At 42.8% G+C, this 19,917-nt stretch carries 15 protein-coding genes and 4 tRNA genes; 1 reads left to right on the plus strand and 18 read right to left on the minus strand.

Features of this window, described 5'->3' with window-relative positions:
• Positions 1-58: 58 nt before the first annotated feature.
• From gshA to gpt, 17 genes are all read right to left on the minus strand, one after another.
• Positions 59-1,618, minus strand: coding sequence for a glutamate--cysteine ligase (gene gshA / locus M1E93_RS04460; protein WP_040132889.1), 1,560 nt, complete (start codon positions 1,616-1,618; stop codon positions 59-61).
• A gap of 347 nt (positions 1,619-1,965) precedes the next feature.
• Positions 1,966-2,042: transfer RNA gene (locus M1E93_RS04465), tRNA-Arg, on the minus strand.
• A gap of 87 nt (positions 2,043-2,129) precedes the next feature.
• Positions 2,130-2,206 (minus strand) — tRNA-Arg (locus M1E93_RS04470).
• 98 nt (positions 2,207-2,304) lie between these two features.
• Positions 2,305-2,381 (minus strand) — tRNA-Arg (locus M1E93_RS04475).
• Between the two features lie 11 nt (positions 2,382-2,392).
• Positions 2,393-2,485, minus strand: a tRNA-Ser gene (locus M1E93_RS04480).
• 413 nt (positions 2,486-2,898) lie between these two features.
• Positions 2,899-3,084: a carbon storage regulator CsrA gene (gene csrA, locus M1E93_RS04485; RefSeq protein ID WP_004264815.1), complete on the minus strand. Its 186-nt coding sequence runs from the start codon at positions 3,082-3,084 to the stop codon at positions 2,899-2,901.
• Between the two features lie 227 nt (positions 3,085-3,311).
• Positions 3,312-5,942 (minus strand): alanine--tRNA ligase, encoded by a 2,631-nt coding sequence (gene alaS, locus M1E93_RS04490; protein ID WP_014656657.1) that lies wholly within the window; start codon positions 5,940-5,942, stop codon positions 3,312-3,314.
• A 451-nt stretch (positions 5,943-6,393) separates the two neighbouring features.
• On the minus strand, positions 6,394-7,461 hold the full coding sequence (gene recA / locus M1E93_RS04495; protein ID WP_014656658.1) for a recombinase RecA: 1,068 nt from the start codon (positions 7,459-7,461) through the stop codon (positions 6,394-6,396).
• A 106-nt stretch (positions 7,462-7,567) separates the two neighbouring features.
• The gene (gene pncC / locus M1E93_RS04500; RefSeq protein WP_004923172.1) at positions 7,568-8,071 is read right to left on the minus strand and encodes a nicotinamide-nucleotide amidase; all 504 of its coding nucleotides are present in this window, start codon (positions 8,069-8,071) and stop codon (positions 7,568-7,570) included.
• A 22-nt stretch (positions 8,072-8,093) separates the two neighbouring features.
• Positions 8,094-9,284 carry a lysophospholipid transporter LplT gene (gene lplT, locus M1E93_RS04505; protein WP_040132888.1) on the minus strand — a complete coding sequence of 397 codons (1,191 nt, stop codon included), beginning with the start codon at positions 9,282-9,284 and terminating at the stop codon, positions 8,094-8,096.
• Between the two features lie 4 nt (positions 9,285-9,288).
• A complete protein-coding gene (aas, locus tag M1E93_RS04510; RefSeq protein ID WP_426207144.1) occupies positions 9,289-11,433 on the minus strand; it encodes a bifunctional acyl-ACP--phospholipid O-acyltransferase/long-chain-fatty-acid--ACP ligase in 2,145 nt (714 codons plus the stop codon).
• 111 nt (positions 11,434-11,544) lie between these two features.
• Positions 11,545-12,042 (minus strand): shikimate kinase AroL, encoded by a 498-nt coding sequence (aroL, locus tag M1E93_RS04515; RefSeq protein ID WP_004923298.1) that lies wholly within the window; start codon positions 12,040-12,042, stop codon positions 11,545-11,547.
• Positions 12,043-12,175: 133 nt separating this feature from the next.
• Entirely contained in the window at positions 12,176-13,429 is a 1,254-nt protein-coding gene (gene proA / locus M1E93_RS04520) for a glutamate-5-semialdehyde dehydrogenase (protein ID WP_004923180.1), read from the minus strand.
• Positions 13,430-13,431: 2 nt separating this feature from the next.
• Positions 13,432-14,535: a glutamate 5-kinase gene (proB, locus tag M1E93_RS04525; protein WP_014656662.1), complete on the minus strand. Its 1,104-nt coding sequence runs from the start codon at positions 14,533-14,535 to the stop codon at positions 13,432-13,434.
• Between the two features lie 115 nt (positions 14,536-14,650).
• A complete protein-coding gene (gene crl / locus M1E93_RS04530) occupies positions 14,651-15,052 on the minus strand; it encodes a sigma factor-binding protein Crl (RefSeq protein ID WP_249890721.1) in 402 nt (133 codons plus the stop codon).
• Positions 15,053-15,122: 70 nt separating this feature from the next.
• Entirely contained in the window at positions 15,123-16,373 is a 1,251-nt protein-coding gene (gene frsA / locus M1E93_RS04535) for an esterase FrsA (RefSeq protein ID WP_004923186.1), read from the minus strand.
• A gap of 178 nt (positions 16,374-16,551) precedes the next feature.
• On the minus strand, positions 16,552-17,016 hold the full coding sequence (gpt, locus tag M1E93_RS04540) for a xanthine phosphoribosyltransferase (RefSeq protein WP_004923189.1): 465 nt from the start codon (positions 17,014-17,016) through the stop codon (positions 16,552-16,554).
• Between the two features lie 262 nt (positions 17,017-17,278).
• Between gpt and pepD the strand changes: the two genes are divergently transcribed.
• The gene (pepD, locus tag M1E93_RS04545) at positions 17,279-18,739 is read left to right on the plus strand and encodes a beta-Ala-His dipeptidase (RefSeq protein WP_426207145.1); all 1,461 of its coding nucleotides are present in this window, start codon (positions 17,279-17,281) and stop codon (positions 18,737-18,739) included.
• 73 nt (positions 18,740-18,812) lie between these two features.
• Here the strand turns inward: pepD and dinB are convergent, their stop codons facing one another.
• Positions 18,813-19,868, minus strand: a complete 1,056-nt coding sequence (dinB, locus tag M1E93_RS04550; RefSeq protein WP_014656663.1) for a DNA polymerase IV — start codon at positions 19,866-19,868, stop codon at positions 18,813-18,815.
• Positions 19,869-19,917: the final 49 nt, after the last annotated feature.

The raw sequence follows: 19,917 nt of genomic DNA on the forward strand, positions 1-19,917 counted from the left end.
TCATCCCTAATTCTCTAAGAGATTTTATATTTGGCCACTTAACGTGGCCATTTTCTTTTTAACGCCCTGCATGCTTGTGCAGATACTCTTCAAAGCTTTCGGTTTGCTCTTTCTCTAGCATAGCTTGTTTTTCAATGGAAGCTAATCGAGCTTCTTCAAACTGTGCCTCAGTGATCACCTCGTAAGGTTCACTCACCAATTGCTGATAATATTTTTCTGCCAATGCTAAGCCATAGCCACCAATGCCTTGCTCAATCATTTTATCCATCACTAAAGCAGAATATGTCAGTGTTGGATCTTCAAACATCGCAACAAATTGGTGACAAACATCACGATACTTAGCATCACAGCAAGTATCAAGGACTTCAGCTACACGGATCAGATCGTTAAATAACTGCTGCCCGACTTCGACGAGTGGCTTCATTTCACTGCCACAACCAATACCGATGACTTGCCCAGGCTTACGCCCTTCGAGGATCACTCGGTTCCAGTTTTTACGGCTACAATCCAATTCCTGAGCGTTCATTTCAGGTGCATCAGCTAACACACACCAAATTAAAAACAGGTCGAGGAAACGAGTTTGTGTTTCATCAACACCAATCGCACTGAATGGGTTAATATCTAACGCTCTTACCTCAATATATTCGATGCCACCGCGTAGCAACGCATCTGACGGCGATTCATCACCTTTAGGCACACGTTTAGGGCGTATAGGGGCATACAATTCGTTTTCAATTTGCAACACATTAGTGTTCAATTGAATGTATTTGCCCTCTTTTTTAACACCTAGTGCAGCAAACTCCTCAGATGGTTTGTAAATGGCTTTTTTCAAGCCCGCGACATAACTATCTAAGTCATTAAATGTAATGTTTAAATCGCTCTGAGATTTATTTGTATAGCCCAAATCACTCATTCTCAGTGACGTCGCATATGGCAAGTAATAAGTACCACCAGCGGTCTTTTCAAATGTGAGTTTGGTATCCCTATCTTTGAGGAACGACCCGCAAATTGCAGGAGAAGCGCCAAATAAATAAGGAATAACCCAACCAAAGCGATAATAGTTCCTAATCAGACGTAGATAGCCATCCGAGATTTGTGCTTTGCCACTTTCAGCGTCTTTAACACCCGCCCACGCTTGCCAAAACTCAATTGGCAAGGAGAAGTTGTAATGAACGCCAGCAATGGTCTGCATTAATGCACCATAACGGTTTTTCAGCCCTTCGCGATATAAATTCTTGAAGCGGCCAACATTAGATGAGCCATATTGTGCCAGCGTGATTTTATCCTCGTTTTCGATAAAACAAGGCATGCTTAACGGCCACATCCTTTCATTATGCATCTGACGCGCCGTATAGCGATGTAAATCCCTAAGAAAAGCCAAACTATGCCCAATACTTTTATCAACAGGTGTGATGAATTCAAGTAAAGGCTCAGCAAAATCTGTCGTGATCCATTTATGTGTTAATGCTTTCCCCAACTCTTCCGGATGCAAAGTTTCAGCAATAGAACCTTCCGGAGTAACACGTAATGTTTCACGTTCAATACCACGTTGAATACCATTTAGTGCTTCTGGGTGCGCCTCTAACCATGAGAGCGCTTTAGATACGTCCGGGATCAAATCGACCTCCCGCCAGTGATGTCATTTTATTTTAGTAAGGTGCTTACTTTAGCGTAAATGGAGGAAATTGTCGCTGTTTAGATGTGTGGTTTATATAAAGCGAATCATTGAAACAGTATTAAATAAACAATAAAGCCAATAATAGGGCTAAAAAAATTTCTCTTTTGAGGGGCTTCTGATTATGGTACATCTGAAAAGATTCGAGCCTATGACCGCTCGGTTCGTAGCCGAGTACTCTATCCAACTGAGCGACGGATACAAATGCTTTTACTGCTGAACGGTGTGTTCAACACTTCACAATACTGTTTATCGAGGGGGGTATTTGGTACGCTAGATTAGCTAGTAGATGGTGCATCCGGGAGGATTCGAACCTCCGACCGCTCGGTTCGTAGCCGAGTACTCTATCCAGCTGAGCTACGGATGCAAATTCTTTTATTGTTGAACAGTGTGTTCAACAATTTAAAATACTGTTTATCGAGGGGATATTTGATACGCTAGATTAGCTAGTAGATGGTGCATCCGGGAGGATTCGAACCTCCGACCGCTCGGTTCGTAGCCGAGTACTCTATCCAGCTGAGCTACGGATGCATTACAATATCAAACTCTACACTTCTCAATGACTACTGTTGTTTCAGTTCTTAAAAACCAAAACGCAACCCCACCAGCTTTACTTATAGGGTTAAATATGGTGCATCCGGGAGGATTCGAACCTCCGACCGCTCGGTTCGTAGCCGAGTACTCTATCCAGCTGAGCTACGGATGCAGCTTCTAAAATGGCGGTGAGGGAGGGATTCGAACCCTCGATGCAGCTTTTGACCGCATACTCCCTTAGCAGGGGAGCGCCTTCAGCCTCTCGGCCACCTCACCGTTTTTAGTCACAGGCGATTTGTTTTTGACATCTCGTCTCTGTGTGGCGCACATATTACTTTCCTCGCTTTAGAAGTCAAACAATTTTTCCAAACTTTTTACTTTTCAATGATCGTTTGCACATTTCACAAGCAAGATGATTAGTTTAGCATCGAAAATCATATTCATCACGGGGTAATTTCACAATTTTTAAGGTCGTAAAAAAACGACTCATTGTGAAATTCTATCGTGAAAATATGCTAGCAAAACATGTTAATCATCATATGCAGTGCAAGAGAAGTGGTAAGGGCCATAGAATAAAAGGCCAATTAGCCACAGGGAAGCGAGAAAAAATTAAATATAGGAAGGGATATAGATAAAAGACAAGCGTCCATCTTTGCTGTGTGGGTCAAGATATGGACGCTTATTCATTATTATTGATTGTCTGGTTGAGTCTTTTCAGCCTGGATCCGTTGATAAATTTCTTCACGGTGAACAGAAACTTCCTTTGGGGCATTGACACCAATACGAACTTGATTGCCTTTTACTCCCAGTACCGTAACTGTTACCTCATCGCCTATCATGAGTGTTTCACCAACTCGACGAGTCAGAATAAGCATTCTTTGCTCCTTGAAATATTAAAAGAGTCGGGTCTCTAGGTTTCCCCCGCTATTGTCCATCACACACCGTGAAAACGTAAAGCAATGATATACACCTAAAGCATTGATGCCATCAAGGCAATCATTTTTAATTATATACATACAAAATATAACACCACTTACAACACTTTAACAATGTTGCAACAGCGAAAGTTACCTCACGGTGTATGAGGTAACTTCCCCAGTAGCTAGAGCCGTGAAGACACCCAATCTTCTACACTTGCCATAGCTGTTGGTAACGCACTCACATCCGTACCACCAGCCTGAGCCATGTCTGGGCGCCCACCGCCTTTACCACCGACTTGTTGAGCAACATAGGATATCAAATCACCCGCCTTTATTTTAGCAGTCAAATCATTAGTTACACCAACAATTATACTGACTTTATCACCACTTGTTGTTGAAAGCACGATAATCGCTGATTTCAACTGATTTTTGAGATCATCAACCATGGTTCTCAAAAGCTTAGGTTCAGTATTATTTAATTGACTAACAAGTAATTTAACGCCTTTGATATCTTTTGCTTTGCTACTTAGTGAAGCACTTTCTTGCGATGCTTGTTGATCTTTTAATTGCAAAATCTCTTTTTCTAGCTGACGAGATTTTTCCAATGCAGACTTAACTTTTTCAACTAAGCTACTCATATCGCCTTTGAGAAGATGAGCTATCGCATTAAGTTGCTCTGACTGGCTATGAACACTTTCCAATGCGCTCTCACCTGTTGTCGCTTCAATACGACGCACACCTGCCGCTGTACCAGACTCACTGAGGATACGGAACAAACCAATATCACCAGTACGGCTTGCATGCGTACCACCACAAAGTTCGATAGAGAAATCACCGCCCATACTCAGAACACGTACGCGCTCTTCGTATTTCTCACCGAATAGTGCCATCGCACCTTTCGCTTTTGCACTTTCTAAATCCATAAGTTCCGTTTCAATTGGTGTATTCTTACGAATTTGTGCGTTAACGATATCTTCAACTTCGCGCAACTGAGCGGCTGTCATAGCCTCAAAATGTGAGAAGTCAAAGCGCAAGTATTTATCATTAACTAAAGAGCCTTTTTGTGACACATGCTCACCTAGCACTTGACGTAAAGCGGCATGTAACAAGTGAGTCGCTGAGTGATTCAGACGGATTGCATCACGTCTTTCCACATCGATTTTGGCATCAATACGATGATTAATCACCAAAGAGCCTGATTCTACCTTACCAATATGACCAATCGCTTGACCATATTTTTGGGTATCCGTCACGATAAAGCTACCGCTATCATTACGCAACAAACCTGTATCACCGACTTGACCACCTGATTCTGCGTAAAACGCCGTTTTATCAAGGATCACCAAACCTTCTTCACCTGCGTTCAGGGAATCGACTGGCTGGCCATTTTTATAGATGGCAGTTATTGTTGCTAATTGTTCATTATAGGCATAACCAGAAAATTCGCTGTGCTTTTCGACCTTAATCAGTGAATTATAGTCAGTACCAAAGCCACTTGATTCTCTAGCACGACGACGCTGGTCTTCCATTGCGCGCTCAAAGCCTTCTTCGTCAACCTTAATATTACGTTCACGACACACATCAGCGGTTAAATCCATCGGGAAACCGTATGTATCATATAAACGGAATACCGTTTCACCATCTAAGGTATCCCCTTTAAGGGCAGCTAGTTCTTCATCAAGTAGCTGTAGGCCGCGCTCTAAGGTACGAGCGAACTGTTCTTCTTCAGTTTTAAGTACTTTTTCAACAGTAGATTGCTGACGAGCCAGTTCATCCGCTGCGGACCCCATAACGTTAATGAGTGGCGCCACTAGTTTGTAGAAGAAAGTGTCTTTTGCTCCCAGCATATAACCATGACGTACTGCACGGCGAATAATACGGCGCAATACATAACCACGACCTTCGTTGGATGGAATAACACCATCACTCACGAGGAATGCACAAGAACGGATATGGTCAGCAATGACACGAAGTGATTTATTTGAAAGGTCGTTAGAACCTGTCGCTTTAGCGGCTGCTGCGATCAGCTCTTGGAAAATATCGATATCATAGTTAGAGTTGACATGCTGCAATACTGCCGCAATACGTTCAAGCCCCATCCCTGTATCCACTGACGGCTTAGGTAGTGGTTCCATCGTGCCATCGGATTGACGGTTAAACTGCATGAAAACGATGTTCCAGATTTCGATATAACGGTCACCATCTTCTTCAGGGCTTCCTGGAGGACCACCCCAGATATGCTCACCATGATCATAGAAAATTTCGGTACATGGACCACAAGGACCTGTATCCCCCATCTGCCAGAAGTTATCAGATGCGTATGGCGCCCCTTTGTTATCACCAATACGGATAATACGATCTACAGGAATACCGACTTCTTTGTGCCAAATATCATAGGCCTCATCATCGGTCTCGTAGACGGTCACCCACAATTTTTCTTTTGGTAAGTTGAACCATTCTTTCCCAGTTAATAGCTCCCAAGCAAAGTTGATTGCATCATGTTTGAAGTAATCACCGAAGCTAAAGTTGCCAAGCATTTCAAAGAAAGTATGGTGGCGGGCTGTGTAGCCAACGTTTTCTAAATCGTTATGTTTACCACCTGCTCGCACACATCTTTGTGCTGTTGTCGCTCGGGAATATGCTCTTTTATCCAGACCAAGAAAAACATCTTTGAACTGGTTCATCCCTGCGTTAGTGAACAATAATGTTGGGTCATTGTTTGGCACTAGCGAACTGCTACTGACCACCTGATGACCTTTTGTATGAAAAAAGTCGAGAAACGCTTGACGGATCTCAGCGGTGCTTTTACTCATAATTATCCCGATTTCAAGCTGGAAACTGAATTACGAATTGTTGAGATGGAATGTAACATCACCTCTAATCAACTCTCCGATTAAAAAGTGACTGATAAGATAAAGTCTCTTTGTGTAGAAGTAAAATTTATACTCTTCATACTTCAAGTTGTAGCATGGTTGACTATGTTCACTCGTCCTAGTTACAGACATGATACATGTTCTTAGCGACTTATTTTTTTGTCGCCTCGCTGCGCCTTGAATTTTTTGTAGTATAGATACATCCATTCGTGGCTTTCATTGTAAAGCGTCTGAATATTTTCTGAAAGTATGTTTATACCTTTCAATGGGCTATTTTTCCACAGAAAAACCATTGTTCATCCCATTATAGCTCAAATGAAAAACAAAAAAACGCCACTCATTTTAGAGTGGCGTTTATAATCTTCTTATTTATCAAACTAATAAGTTCGTATTAAAATTCTTCTGGTGTCTCATCTTCATCAGTTTCACTGATATAGTCAGCCGCTGCGCTGCTAAACTCACCAGTATGCGTTAAAAGCATTTCACGCAATTTTTTATCGAGTTCTTCTGCAATTTCCCGATGCTCTTTCAGATACGTTGTCGCGTTTGCTTTACCTTGACCGATTTTATCACCGTTATAGCTATACCAAGCACCGGCTTTTTCAATCAACTTATGTTTAACACCTAAGTCGATCAATTCACCATAGGTGTTAATGCCTTCACCATAAAGGATTTGGAATTCAGCCTGTTTAAATGGCGCTGCAACTTTGTTTTTAACAACTTTAACGCGTGTTTCGCTACCTACAATTTCTTCACCATTTTTGACAGCACCGATACGGCGAATATCTAAACGAACAGAAGCGTAGAATTTCAGAGCGTTACCACCTGTAGTGGTTTCAGGGTTACCAAACATAACGCCGATCTTCATACGGATTTGGTTAATGAAGATTAAAAGTGTATTCGAGTTCTTTAAGTTACCCGCTAATTTACGCATCGCTTGGCTCATCATACGAGCCGCTAAGCCCATGTGTGAGTCACCGATTTCACCTTCAATTTCAGCTTTTGGTGTTAATGCGGCCACGGAGTCAACGATAATGACATCAACAGCGCCTGAACGCGTCAGTGCATCACAAATCTCTAGTGCTTGCTCACCAGTATCAGGTTGAGAACATAGAAGGTTATCGATATCAACACCCAGTTTTTTCGCATAGATTGGATCTAGCGCATGTTCAGCGTCGATAAATGCACAGGTTTTTCCGCTACGTTGTGCTGCTGCAATAACTTGCAACGTGAGTGTTGTTTTACCAGAAGATTCAGGACCATAAATTTCGACAATACGCCCTAATGGCAAACCACCTGCACCTAAAGCCACATCAAGAGATAAAGAGCCTGTTGAAATAGTTTCTACGTCCATTGAGCGGTCTTCACCAAGACGCATGATAGAGCCTTTACCAAATTGCTTTTCAATTTGACCTAACGCTGCAGCTAATGCCTTTTGTTTGTTTTCATCGATAGCCATGTTCACTCCCTTTGGTGCAATGGACTCTCCCACTGCAAATAGAACGATTGAATTCGGTTTGTTGATGATAAGTATACTGTATAATCATACAGTATCAAGAAGATTTTTAACTTAACATTTGTAAAAGTGTTTCAAGTGCATAAGCGGTTGATTGTAAACGAATTGCATTTCTATCACCTTGGAACACACAATGCTTAGTCGTAATATTAACAGTACCTGTAGAGTGTTTTTGAGCAAATCCAAACCAAACAGTACCAACCGGTTTTTCCTCACTACCGCCACCGGGACCTGCGATACCGCTGACGGAAACAGCCACATCAGCGGCGGCTTCTTTAAGTGCACCAAGCGCCATCTCCGAAACGACTTGCTCACTCACTGCGCCATACTTCTGCAATGAGGCTTCTGTCACACCGATCATCTGGTGTTTTGCCTCATTACTGTATGTCACAAACCCTCTATGAAAGTAATCCGAACTACCGGCAATATCCGTCAATACTTTTGCAATCCACCCGCCGGTACATGACTCCGCACAGGTTATCGTTTTACCTTGTTTTTTGAGGAGCTGACCAAGCTGAACGCTTAATGTTTCGAGATAACTTTCATTTTTCATTTGATTGTTTACCTTTACATGCCTATTTTTTGCGTGCGCGATCCCAGATCCACAACCCAGCAATTGCGATAGCAAATACTGAGCCAAAGCCAATACCGACACTAATCACAGACAACCCAGCTTTCATTGCCAGTGAATATAGCCCTAACATAATAAGCATGGCGCTATTTTCACCTAGGTTTTGCACCGCTATCGCGTTACCAGCCCCGACCGTTGCCTTACCTTTTTCTTGCAGTAACGCATTGAGAGGAACTACAAATAGCCCACCAAAAATCCCTAATACAGCCAAGATGGCGTAAGAAGGCATGAGTTTAGTTTGCAGAGCAAGTAATATCACCATAACGCCAATCACAATCCCTGCGGGAATACAGCGTGATACGGTTTTTAATGTAATAAATTTTGCGGCAAGCCCCGCTCCTACGACAATACCGACGGCAACCGCGGCATTTAGGTAGGTTGGCGTTGCATTATCTTGTAAGCCTAATGCGATAGGAACCCATGCCACTAATAAGAAGCGTAAAGTGACACCCGCGCCCCAAAACATACTAGTTCCGACCAATGAAAAGCGGCTTTCTTGGTTTGCCCACAGCGTGCGGCAGGCTGTCCAAAAATCAATAAATAGTTTTTTAAAATGCCAGCCTTTACCAGGGCGAGCGGCAACTAATCGAGGAATATAAAAATTGGCAATTACCGCTAACGCATAAAGCACTGCACAGGTCGCAAGGGCTAATATTAGGCTAACATCAGATAAAATACCGCCAACAACTGAGCCAACTAATATAGCGGCGATTGTTGATGCTTCCATAACGCCGTTTGCTTTTACTAAGTTATCGCCACTGGTTAGTTCACCTAAGATACCGTATTTTGCAGGGGAATATGATGCTGCGCCAATCCCAACAAGCCCATAACAAAGGAATGGGTTAAGACCCAAGCAGATCCCCAGCGCGCCAATAAACTTAAACAAGTTTGAAACTAACATGACACGCCCTTTCGAGAAGCGATCAGCAACTTGCCCTACAAATGGCGCTAAGATGATATAGGTAAATACAAAGACCATCTGTAATACGGGATGGCTCCATTCAGGATAAAACTCCGCTTTTAACTGGGCTAAAATGGCAAATAACAGCGCATTATCAGCAAAAGCGGAAAGAAACTGCGAAGCCAGAACCGCTTTCATCCCTCGGCTCATGAGTGGCGCATTGACATCTTGCATACCTTCAATCCTCTAACGCCATCTGTTTAAGCGTAACGAAATCTGTTTTACCCGTTCCGAGCACTGGTAACTCTTTTACAACACGAATATCCCGCGGCACAGCTAATTCGGTTAAGCCCTTACTTTTTGCGGCAGATGAAAGTGCACTTCTATCCAGCTCTTTATCTGTGGTAAACAGGACCAATGCCTCGCCTTTACTGCTATCCGGTTTCGTAACCACAGCATGATGGGCGTTTGGCGACAAACTGAATACCATCTGTTCAATACTTTCGAGTGAAACCATTTCACCAGCAAGCTTCGCAAATCTTTTGACACGGCCTTTAATCGTGCAGTAATTGAGTTCATCAAGTACGACGATATCACCTGTGTCATACCATCCTTCTTCTTGCTCACCATGCTGGTTTTCTGCCGATGGTTTTTCAAGAACGCCGGGCGCTTCAACACGCAAATACCCTTTCATGATATTTGGCCCTTTGAGTTGCAACTTGCCTCCATTTTCAATCCCGGAAATTGGGATAATACGGGAGCCCATTTGTGGCAATATTTGCCCTACCGTGCCTTCTTTAGAGGCCATCGGAACATTGATAGAGACAATAGGCGCACACTCAGTCACACCATAACCTTCAAGAATACGAATGCCGAATTTATCAAACCAAATCTTCTTGGTGCTATCTGATAATTTTTCAGCACCCGCAACGACATAGCGTAATCGTGCAAAATCATATTGATGAGCAAAACGTGCGTAGTTAGCCAAAAATGTTGATGTGCCAAATAACACAGTGCAATTTTTGTCATACACTAATTCAGGGATAACTCGGTAATGGAGTGGGCTTGGGTATAAAAAGACCCGGCTTCCTGAAAAGAGAGGAATAAACAGCCCAACCGTTAACCCAAAAGCGTGAAAGAGTGGCAACGATGACATAAAACGGTCACGAGGCGTAAAGTCTGCGATGGTTTTAATTTGCTCAACGTTTGCCATAAGGCTAGCGTGGCTGTGCACAACCCCTTTTGGCGTGCCTTCTGAACCAGAAGTAAACAGTACTAATGCTTCATCTTCAGCCTTACGAGGAATCACGGCCTTAGCTGGCATTAATAGGTGTTTAACTATCCATAATTTATCTTGCCAAGTTACGGTATCTTTTAAATCTTCAAGGTAAATCCAATTTGCTTCAGTAACTTGCTCTGGAATATGGGTTAAATTGCCTTTTTCAAGGAATTGTCGTGACGTAAAGATAACTTTTGCTTGAGAAGCTTTAAGTGCATTACGAATACCATGGCTACCCGCCGTATAATTCAGCATGGCAGGAACCCGTCCACGCATTAAAGCCCCGAAAATAGCGGCCGCCGTCACTGTTGTATTTGGTAATAATAGGCCAATACGCTCATTTTCATGGGTATAACGTTCGATTATTCGCCCAACGCCTAACGATTTTTTCAACAGCGTTTGGTAGTTATCTTCTTTAAAATTAATATCTTCAATACATGGCGAACGGCGTCCAAAGCGTTTTACGCTCTGAATAAATTCTTCAACCAGTGTGACTTGAGGACGGCAAGCCATACGTGCTGACTTCATAATGCTATATAAATGAATACCGGCTAAACGACGGCGTTCAATCGCTTTTGCCGCTTCAGGCATAGGGATAGTTTCAGCGGGTAAAATATGCAGAGTGATTTGAGGAAACCATTTCAAAGGAATAATACCTTTTAGGCGGCTAAAATAACTCCTTTCAGCGCCTTCAATACGAATAGGTACCACTTTTGCCCCTGATTTTGCCGCAACAAATGCCGCACCGTCATAAATTTTCATCAGCGAGCCGTGAACGCTGATACGCCCTTCAGGGAAAATAACGATTGGACGGCCTTTTTCAACTTCTTTGACTAGTTTGCGGATCCCCAGAGGGTTTGCCGGATCAAGAGGAACAATATCAGCATAAGGTTTTAGTAGTTTGATCATTCTCGGTGTTGCAACAGTCGAATAAACTGCAAACACAGGCTTGATAGGTAAAAACAGCGCAATTAATATCCCATCAATGAATGAAACATGGTTAGGTGTAATTAGACATTTGTCTTGATATAACTCTTTTTCGTCTCCCAGTACGCGGATACGAAATAAAAATCTAAGTACTGCCCTGAGCATATTTGCCAGCATAATAAATCCCTATGTTTTGTCTTCTTTTATCATTCCAACAGATAATTATGTCTTGAAAACCAGAATTAAGCTAAGTAGTTTACTCCTAAAGTGCCTTGAAGCACGATGCTTTTAAGCCAAATTTGTTAATTGAGTGATAATTGTCTCGACGGGCAGCTCCGCATCAATCACATAATGTGCGGTTGCTTGATAAAGAGGCTCCCTTTGTGACATGACCTCTTCAATTTCTTCTAATATTGATTTGCCTGTTAAGCTTGGACGTTGATCAGCTTGCGGCTCTGCTGCTAGTCTCGCCGCCAAAACCTCTGGTTTCGCGCTCAAATAGATCACCGTGCCATTATCACGCATCACACGTTGGTTTTCTTCAGATAGGATAATGCCGCCCCCCGTCGATACCACGGCATCTGGATCGGCTATCGATTTTAATACTTCACTTTCTAAGTGACGAAAGTATTCCCAGCCATGTTGTTCTACTATCCGCGCAATACTGGTTCCTGCACGTTCAACAATCAATTTATCGGTATCAATGAATTGACATGCTTTATAATCAGCCAATCGCCTACCGATTGTTGTTTTCCCTGAACCTCTCGGACCTATTATGTAAAACATTTTGATTCATCCCATTGTCATGATCATTACGAGGCATACGCTACGCGTTATAGATTTTTTAGTCTCAAAACAACCAATAATCATAAAAACAAAGCCACACGCTAAGTGTGGCCTAATTATTATTATTTAACTTTTAAGCTCGGTTAAGGAAGTCTCCATAACCAATCCATTTGTATGTCGTCAAGGCATCTAATCCCATTGGACCACGAGAATGCAGTTTTTGTGTACTCACAGCAACTTCAGCGCCTAGTCCAAATTGACCTCCGTCGGTAAACCGAGTACTTGCATTGACATACACTGCCGCAGAATCTACACGTAGGACAAAGTAGTCAGCTTGGCGGATAGATTCCGTTAAAATAGCATCGGAGTGTGCGGTGCCATAGGTTCGAATATGGTCGATTGCGGCATCAATTCCCGAGACAATTTCAACATTCAGATCGAGTGATAACCACTCATCCACTAAGTTTTCAGGCGTGACATCGACCACTTTTGCAGGCCCTTTTTGCAAGTACGGCATAGCTTGCTTGCTGGCATGTAAAGTGACCTGCTGTTCAGCCATTTTTTGGCTTAGTAGAGGTAAAAACGCCGCCGCAATTTTTTCATGAACCAATACGGTTTCAAGTGAATTACAAGCGCTTGGACGTTGGACTTTTGCATTAATCAGCACGTTGATTGCTTTATCAAAATCAACTGATTCATCAACAAATGTGTGACAAACACCAATCCCACCGGTGATCACAGGGATCGTCGATTGCTCACGACACAATTTATGTAGCCCTGCTCCACCTCTTGGGATCAGCATATCGACATAACGATCTAATTTGAGTAGCTGCGCCACTAATTCACGATCAGGGTTATTAATCGCTTGAATAGCATTCGCCGATATTCCGCTATTTTTTAATGCTTTTTGGATCACGTCTGTGATAGCCAAATTGGTATTATGCGTTTCTTTACCACCACGTAAAATAGCCGCGTTACCTGTTTTTAAGCATAAAGCAGCCACGTCAACGGTCACATTTGGGCGAGCTTCATAGATCACCCCAACAACCCCTAGTGGCACACGGCGACGTTGTAAATTTAAACCGCTATCCAACAGATTGCCATCAATCACTTGCCCGACAGGATCGGCTAATTGGCACACTTTTCTAACATCATCCGCGATATTTTTTAGGCGCTCTGGCGTTAGTAATAAACGATCTTGCAGTGCAGGCGACATCCCATTTGCACGAGCTTGTTCTATGTCTTTTTCGTTAGCGGCAAGAATCGCTGCACTTTCTTGTTCCAGTAGATCAGCAATTTGCTCTAAAGCCGCATTTTTTTGTTTTGTACTTAATTGGGCGAGTTGCCATGAGGCTTCACGAGCCGATTTTCCCATTTGTTCTAACATAATTAACCCACTATCATATCGTCGCGGTGGACAGCTACAGAGCCATGTTCATAGCCCAGTATGCGGCCTATTTCCTGTGAATGATGGCCCGCAATCATTCTTAAAGCGTCACTATTATAATGAGTGACCCCGTGAGCAAGATCTTTACCTGCCATATTCCGTATCCGTACAACGGCACCACGGGAAAAATCACCTTCAATTTTTTTGATGCCTTTCGGCAGTAAGGAGCTTCCTTTTTCCATAATAGCAAGTTGAGCGCCATCATCGATATATATATCGCCAGCCGCTGGAGCACCAAAGATCCAACGCTTGCGGTTTTCCATTGGGTTTTTCTGCCCATAAAACCGCGTGCCTACTGGAATATCTTCAATCACCGCGTTGATCACATCTGGCTTATTACCTGCCGCAATAATGACATCTATTCCTGCTCTTCCTGCAACATCGGCGGCTTGCAACTTAGTTGCCATCCCCCCCGTCCCCAGACCAGTAACACTTCCCCCCGCCATTTCACGCAATTCATCATTGATGCCATACACTTCTGGGATCAGTTTTGCATTCGGGTTACTACGAGGGTCAGAATCAAATAACCCTTCAATATCTGTCAATAATAGCAATTTGTCAGCATCACCAAGGATAGCGGCAAGGGCTGATAAATTATCATTATCCCCCACTTTAATTTCAGCGGTTGCGACAGCATCATTCTCATTAATCACAGGCACAATGCCATTATCAAGCAGAGCCTGCAATGTATCTCGGGCATTCAAAAAGCGCTCTCTGTCTTCCAGATCGGCCCGTGTCAACAGCATCTGCCCAATATGAATACCATAAATAGAGAATAGACGTTCCCATAACTGAATAAGGCGGCTTTGCCCTACCGCTGCAAGAAGCTGCTTCGACGCGATTGTCGCTGGAAGTTCGGGGTAATTAAGGTGTTCACGACCAGCAGCGATAGCGCCAGACGTGACAATAATAATACGATGCCCTTTTTGATATTGTTGCGCACACTGCCTGACTAACTCAACAATATGAGCTTGGTTCAATTGCCGTGAGCCTCCGGTCAATACACTAGTGCCTAATTTAACAACAAGTGTCTGGCTATTTTTCATCATTTTTCTGCCATTAAAATTAATCAATACAAATTAGGTATCATTTTTATCAGTTGGAGCGCGTTATGCCAACAGGCATAACGCTAAATTCAACAAAAGTTGGCTTAAAACAATTTTATGCGCTTAATTCCAATTTAAATTCTGCCATTTTTGCGGAAGGAAACAAAGATAGCTCAAGCTCAGAAAGTTGTTTGGAAAGGGATTGATGGAAGGATATGAGGTTCTGCTCAATGATATCAAGGATTGCATTATCTTTCAGTGGCTTATCTTGCCAAGTACCATGAATATTGTACAAACCCAAATGGTATGAATACTCAAACCCATCTTCATTTGGTGATAATAGCATCCACCAGCCCCAAAACTCGCGTCTTTCTGGTGCTGAATTGACATTAACGCAAACAGTTAGGCTATCGAAAAAATAGCAACCATCTAAACATTGCTTTTCTCGTAGATAAGGTCCTAAAGCAGAAAACTTCTTTAAATACTTCCCATTAGAGTAATCAGTAGGTAACGCCATGTAAGGATCTCCTTTTTGAGAAGATCCCTTTTTAACAAAAGTTAAAAAATAATCAAGTTATTAAATAAAATTAAACAATTTTACTTTTTAACCAATCTGTTGTTTCACTCAGTGACTTTTGGAAGTTTTCAAAAACAGGTGTCTCTGGCAGGGTTAATATATGGCTATCCATTGATGAACGCCTGATCAAATCGGATTCTGCTTTAGGACTATAAATATCACCTTTCCAATAAACCGACATCATAGGCACACGACAACGACGCCCTAAAAGCCCTTGATTTTTTAATGAATAGCAACTTAATTCATGCCGTAATGCCGCACCATCAACATGATAAATTCCTAAACGACTGGCGAAAACATCCAGCTCCATACGTGGAATATCGCGCTGATATTTTTCTTCATGCAATAAACTGTGTACAACTGGCCCTAAGACAGCGACAGCTTTGATTTTATCAGGGCACATATAGGCAAGCCTTAAAGCGACATTGGCGCCAAAGCGCAACCCAACAAGGCCAAAGCGTGTATGGTCTATCCATGGGATTGTGTTTAGCTGGCGAACCACTTGTTCATGGAGTTCACTGGTTTCTTGGGATAGCTTATATTTAATTGAATAGCCAATTGACGGCATATCTAATGTCAACATGGCAATACCAAGTGGCTCAAGGTAGTCACGGAAAAAACGGCAATAGTCGATTTGTAAACTATCCAGCGTTCCACATACCATGACTGTCGGATAAGGCCCCTGGCCCGTTGAAGGGATATGTAAAAAGCCACATACCTCTTTATTACCATCGACCTTAAACGCGATTTTTTTCAGTTTATAACGCGAAAATTGTGCGGCGCTATCATAGGCTTTGCATGCCAAGAGAATCGCTTGATCCGCTAATTCATCGCCTTTTATAAAAGGGTAAGCGGCAATACTGTACAAATTGGCAGCACGCAACCATGCCCGACTGGCTTTTTCTCCTCCTTCAAACTGCAAGGCTTTTTGTTGCCATTGCATGGCTTGATGAGACCACTCAAAGCACCAGTTACCGCGACGATTACCAATGATGGTATCAAGTAAATGTTCATCGCTACGTTCGGCTTCTGTTACCGCAATACGGCTCAAAACCTCTTCAATTTCTAAAGCGTCAATACCACGCCAAATCCACAACAAGCGATTGATCATACGATACCAGCCCGCGTGCTGGGCACCACTTAATGCCGAATGGCTATTGACAATAGGGGCGCTATAAGCGGAGTAAGAAACTAATGTTGATGTTTCAGTTTGCTTAACTTTTGGCTTGAACAGTTTTTCGGAGAGATTTTGTTGAGTCATCCTGATAACCTGTCGATTGAGCTAAAATAAAAAGGGAATGCCATTGCATCCCCCTTATCATAACGTTTCGTGTTTAATTTTATTAGGTAATAATGTTTTAAGCATCATAATAAAGGGCACACCCCATATTAGCGCTATTTTTACCTGTCATTTAGATCTAACTCAAAACCGTTATGGTTTATTTATCTTGCTCACACAAAGGCTTTACAAACACCACGCCCATATCCCATGGCTGTTCAATCCACGTGTTTTGTGGAATATCAACGACATAATCATCCACCAATGGGCGGCCTGCTGGTTTTGCAAAAATTGTCACAAAATGTGCTTTCGGGTACATATCACGAATGGCTTTTGCAGTACCACCAGTGTCAACGAGGTCGTCAATGACAATGAAACCTTCCCCATCACCTTCGGCACGTTTAATGACTTTCAATTCACGCTGGTTGTCATGGTCATAGCTGGAGATGCATACGGTATCAACATGGCGGATACCCAATTCACGTGCAAGAAGTGCACCTGGTACAAGGCCACCACGGCTAACCGCGATAATGCCGGTCCATTGTTCGACTGGTAATAAACGTTGTGCGAGTTTACGGGCATGTATTTGCAACATATCCCACGTTACGACATATTTTTCGCTCATAAAATTCGGGTCCCGACTGCTGAGTAATACTGAAATGTGTCTTGCGGAAAAAAGGTTGCGCGAGATTATAGTGATTTGACACAGCAAAAACCAGCAAAAACGGATAATTGTGATGAATTAATATGATTTACACTGACTATTTATAACAATTAGGTGTATGCTGAGAAAATCAATCGTGTGGCCTGAATATCTGTGCCACACCTTTTAAGCAGAATAAGTAGCTAAAAATAAATAAGACCAAAGTCGCTTAAGGAGATCTAACGTGTCTGAACTAGCCAAATTGTCACCACAGCCATTATGGGATATTTTTGCCAAAATTTGTTCAATTCCCCATCCTTCTCATCATGAAGAAGCGCTAGCAACACACATTATCGAATGGTCAAAACAAAAAGGGTTTCATGTAGAACGTGACCAAGTTGGTAATATCTTGATCCGCAAAGCGGCAACACCTGGCTATGAAAATCGTAAACCTGTTGTGCTGCAAGCACACTTAGATATGGTTCCGCAGAAAAATAATGACACGGTACATGATTTTACCAAAGATCCTATCCGCCCTTACGTTGATGGAGAGTGGGTCACGGCAGAAGGCACAACTTTAGGTGCAGATAACGGTATCGGAATGGCATCTACCCTTGCGGTGCTAGCAGATGATAGCGTTGAACATGGGCCACTTGAAGTACTGTTAACCATGACCGAAGAAACAGGCATGGACGGTGCTTTTGGCTTACAAGCAGGTTGGCTACAAGCGGATATTCTGATCAATACTGACTCAGAAGAAGAAGGCGAAATCTATATGGGTTGCGCGGGTGGTGTTGATTTTACAACAACATTTGACCTCACTCGTGAAGCCGTACCGCAAGGCTACAAAACCTTCACCATGACATTAAAAGGCTTAAAAGGCGGTCACTCTGGTGGTGATGTTCATTTAGGTTTAGGTAATGCTAACAAGCTGTTGGCACGCTTCCTTGCGGGCCACCAAGAAGAGCTTGGTTTAAAACTGTTAGAATTCACTGGGGGAACCGTTCGTAATGCTATCCCTCGTGAAGGGCATGTGATTATCGCTGTTCCAGCGGATAAAGTCGCTGAACTAACAGCCCTAAGAGCACGCTATGAAGACATCTTAAAAAATGAACTGGCCGTTGTTGAGCCAAACTTAGTTCTTTTATTAGAAGAAACTCAAAGTAACTTGAAAGCGCTGACTGAAGAGTGCCAAAAACGCTTTGTGTTCTTCTTAAATGCGGCACCAAATGGTGTGATCCGCATGAGCGATGTCGCAAAAGGTGTGGTAGAAACCTCACTTAACGAAGGCGTTGTCACGATGACGGAAGAGAAAGCCGAAGTGATTTTCCTCGTTCGTTCATTAATCGACAGCGGTAAAAACTATGTCGTGAATATGCTGACATCGGTGAGCAAGCTCGCACAAGCACAATACCGTGCAGAAGGCAGCTACCCAGGTTGGCAACCCGATGCAGACTCACCCGTTATGCATTTAGTTAGCGAAACTTACCAAAAACTGTTTGGTAAAATTCCTAATGTAATGGTGATCCATGCAGGTCTGGAATGTGGTCTATTCAAGAAGCCTTACCCTGATATGGATATGGTCTCTATTGGGCCAACCATTCGTGGTGCGCACTCACCTGATGAGCGAGTACATATCACCAGTGTTGGTGAATACTGGAAATTATTAACAGCGGTCTTAAAAGCGATCCCTGTTAAAAATTAATTGTTTCTTCAAATACCCGTCTTAATGAACGGTCTAGCTTTATGGGATCAGCGTCATTAATGGCGGGTGTTTTTTAGAAATCTAGTAATAATTGCCTTTCTATCTGTGGGCTTAATAACGTTACATGCAGGCCCACTAGCCTAACACCTCGATCTTTACGGCGGTGCTCCCACACTTGCTTAGCTAATGATATTAAGTCTTGCTTGTCTAAAATGGGATAAGCATGCTCTTGAGTTGTTTGCTGAAAGTCATTAAATTTCATTTTTATCCCTTGCCGAGCAATACGGCGGTCCGGTTTCACTTTCATAAGCCTGACTTCCAACTCTTCATATAATTGATTAAGTAATGGTAAGCAATCTTCCCAATGTTGAATATCTTCTGCCAGTGTGCGTTCGACACCAACAGATTTACGTAGCCTATCGGGATTGACTGAGCGTTCATCAATTCCATGGCAACGCTCCCACAGGACTTGACCAAATTTCCCCATCACTTTGATTAAGTTAACCACATCATAACTTTGTACATCACCACAAGTTTCTAGCCCCATATCGAGTAATTTTTGTGCGGTTACCTTCCCTACCCCAGGAATTTTCTTTAATGGCAATGACCAAACAAAGTCGGGCAACGCTTGAGGCGTGATCACGTATTGGCCATTCGGTTTATTTAGATCAGACGCTATCTTGGCTAAAAACTTTATTGGGGCTATCCCTGCCGAAGCAGTGAGTTGCAGTTCATCAAAAATTTGCTGGCGAATGGCTTGGGCAATCAATGTCGCTGAGCCGTGGTAATGCTCACACTCACTGACATCCAAATAAGCTTCATCCCAAGAAAGAGGCTCTATTAAATCCGTATACTGGGAAAAGATTTTATGAATGTGTAAAGAGGTTTCTTTATAAAGGGCCATCCTACCCGGTACAACTTTCAGATGAGGGCACAACCTTAATGCAACCGCCGTTGACATGGCGCTATGTACGCCATAACGCCTCGCTTCATAATTCGCGGTACTGATGACACCACGGCGGTCAGCACTCCCACCGACGGCAATTGGAATATTGCGCAAACTTGGGTCATCACGCATTTCTATCGCTGCATAGAAGCAGTCCATATCGATATGAATTATTTTACGCATAGCAATCTGATCGACAAACAACACTGTTCAAATATACAGTATATTTATA

The organism is Providencia sp. PROV272 (assembly GCF_049901975.1).
GTDB lineage: Bacteria > Pseudomonadota > Gammaproteobacteria > Enterobacterales > Enterobacteriaceae > Providencia > Providencia stuartii.

Excerpts from the sequence above, each read along its gene's own strand:
- lplT (WP_040132888.1), bottom strand. The coding sequence starts at position 9,284 with ATGCAAGATGTCAATGCGCCACTCATGAGCCGAGGGATGAAAGCGGTT.
- aroL (WP_004923298.1), bottom strand. The coding sequence starts at position 12,042 with ATGTTTTACATAATAGGTCCGAGAGGTTCAGGGAAAACAACAATCGGT.
- csrA (WP_004264815.1), bottom strand. The coding sequence starts at position 3,084 with ATGCTTATTCTGACTCGTCGAGTTGGTGAAACACTCATGATAGGCGAT.
- proA (WP_004923180.1), bottom strand. The coding sequence starts at position 13,429 with ATGTTAGAACAAATGGGAAAATCGGCTCGTGAAGCCTCATGGCAACTC.
- aas (WP_426207144.1), bottom strand. The coding sequence starts at position 11,433 with ATGCTGGCAAATATGCTCAGGGCAGTACTTAGATTTTTATTTCGTATC.
- proB (WP_014656662.1), bottom strand. The coding sequence starts at position 14,535 with ATGAAAAATAGCCAGACACTTGTTGTTAAATTAGGCACTAGTGTATTG.
- gpt (WP_004923189.1), bottom strand. The coding sequence starts at position 17,016 with ATGAGCGAAAAATATGTCGTAACGTGGGATATGTTGCAAATACATGCC.
- dinB (WP_014656663.1), bottom strand. The coding sequence starts at position 19,868 with ATGCGTAAAATAATTCATATCGATATGGACTGCTTCTATGCAGCGATA.
- crl (WP_249890721.1), bottom strand. The coding sequence starts at position 15,052 with ATGGCGTTACCTACTGATTACTCTAATGGGAAGTATTTAAAGAAGTTT.
- alaS (WP_014656657.1), bottom strand. The coding sequence starts at position 5,942 with ATGAGTAAAAGCACCGCTGAGATCCGTCAAGCGTTTCTCGACTTTTTT.
- pncC (WP_004923172.1), bottom strand. The coding sequence starts at position 8,071 with ATGAAAAATGAAAGTTATCTCGAAACATTAAGCGTTCAGCTTGGTCAG.
- frsA (WP_004923186.1), bottom strand. The coding sequence starts at position 16,373 with ATGACTCAACAAAATCTCTCCGAAAAACTGTTCAAGCCAAAAGTTAAG.
- recA (WP_014656658.1), bottom strand. The coding sequence starts at position 7,461 with ATGGCTATCGATGAAAACAAACAAAAGGCATTAGCTGCAGCGTTAGGT.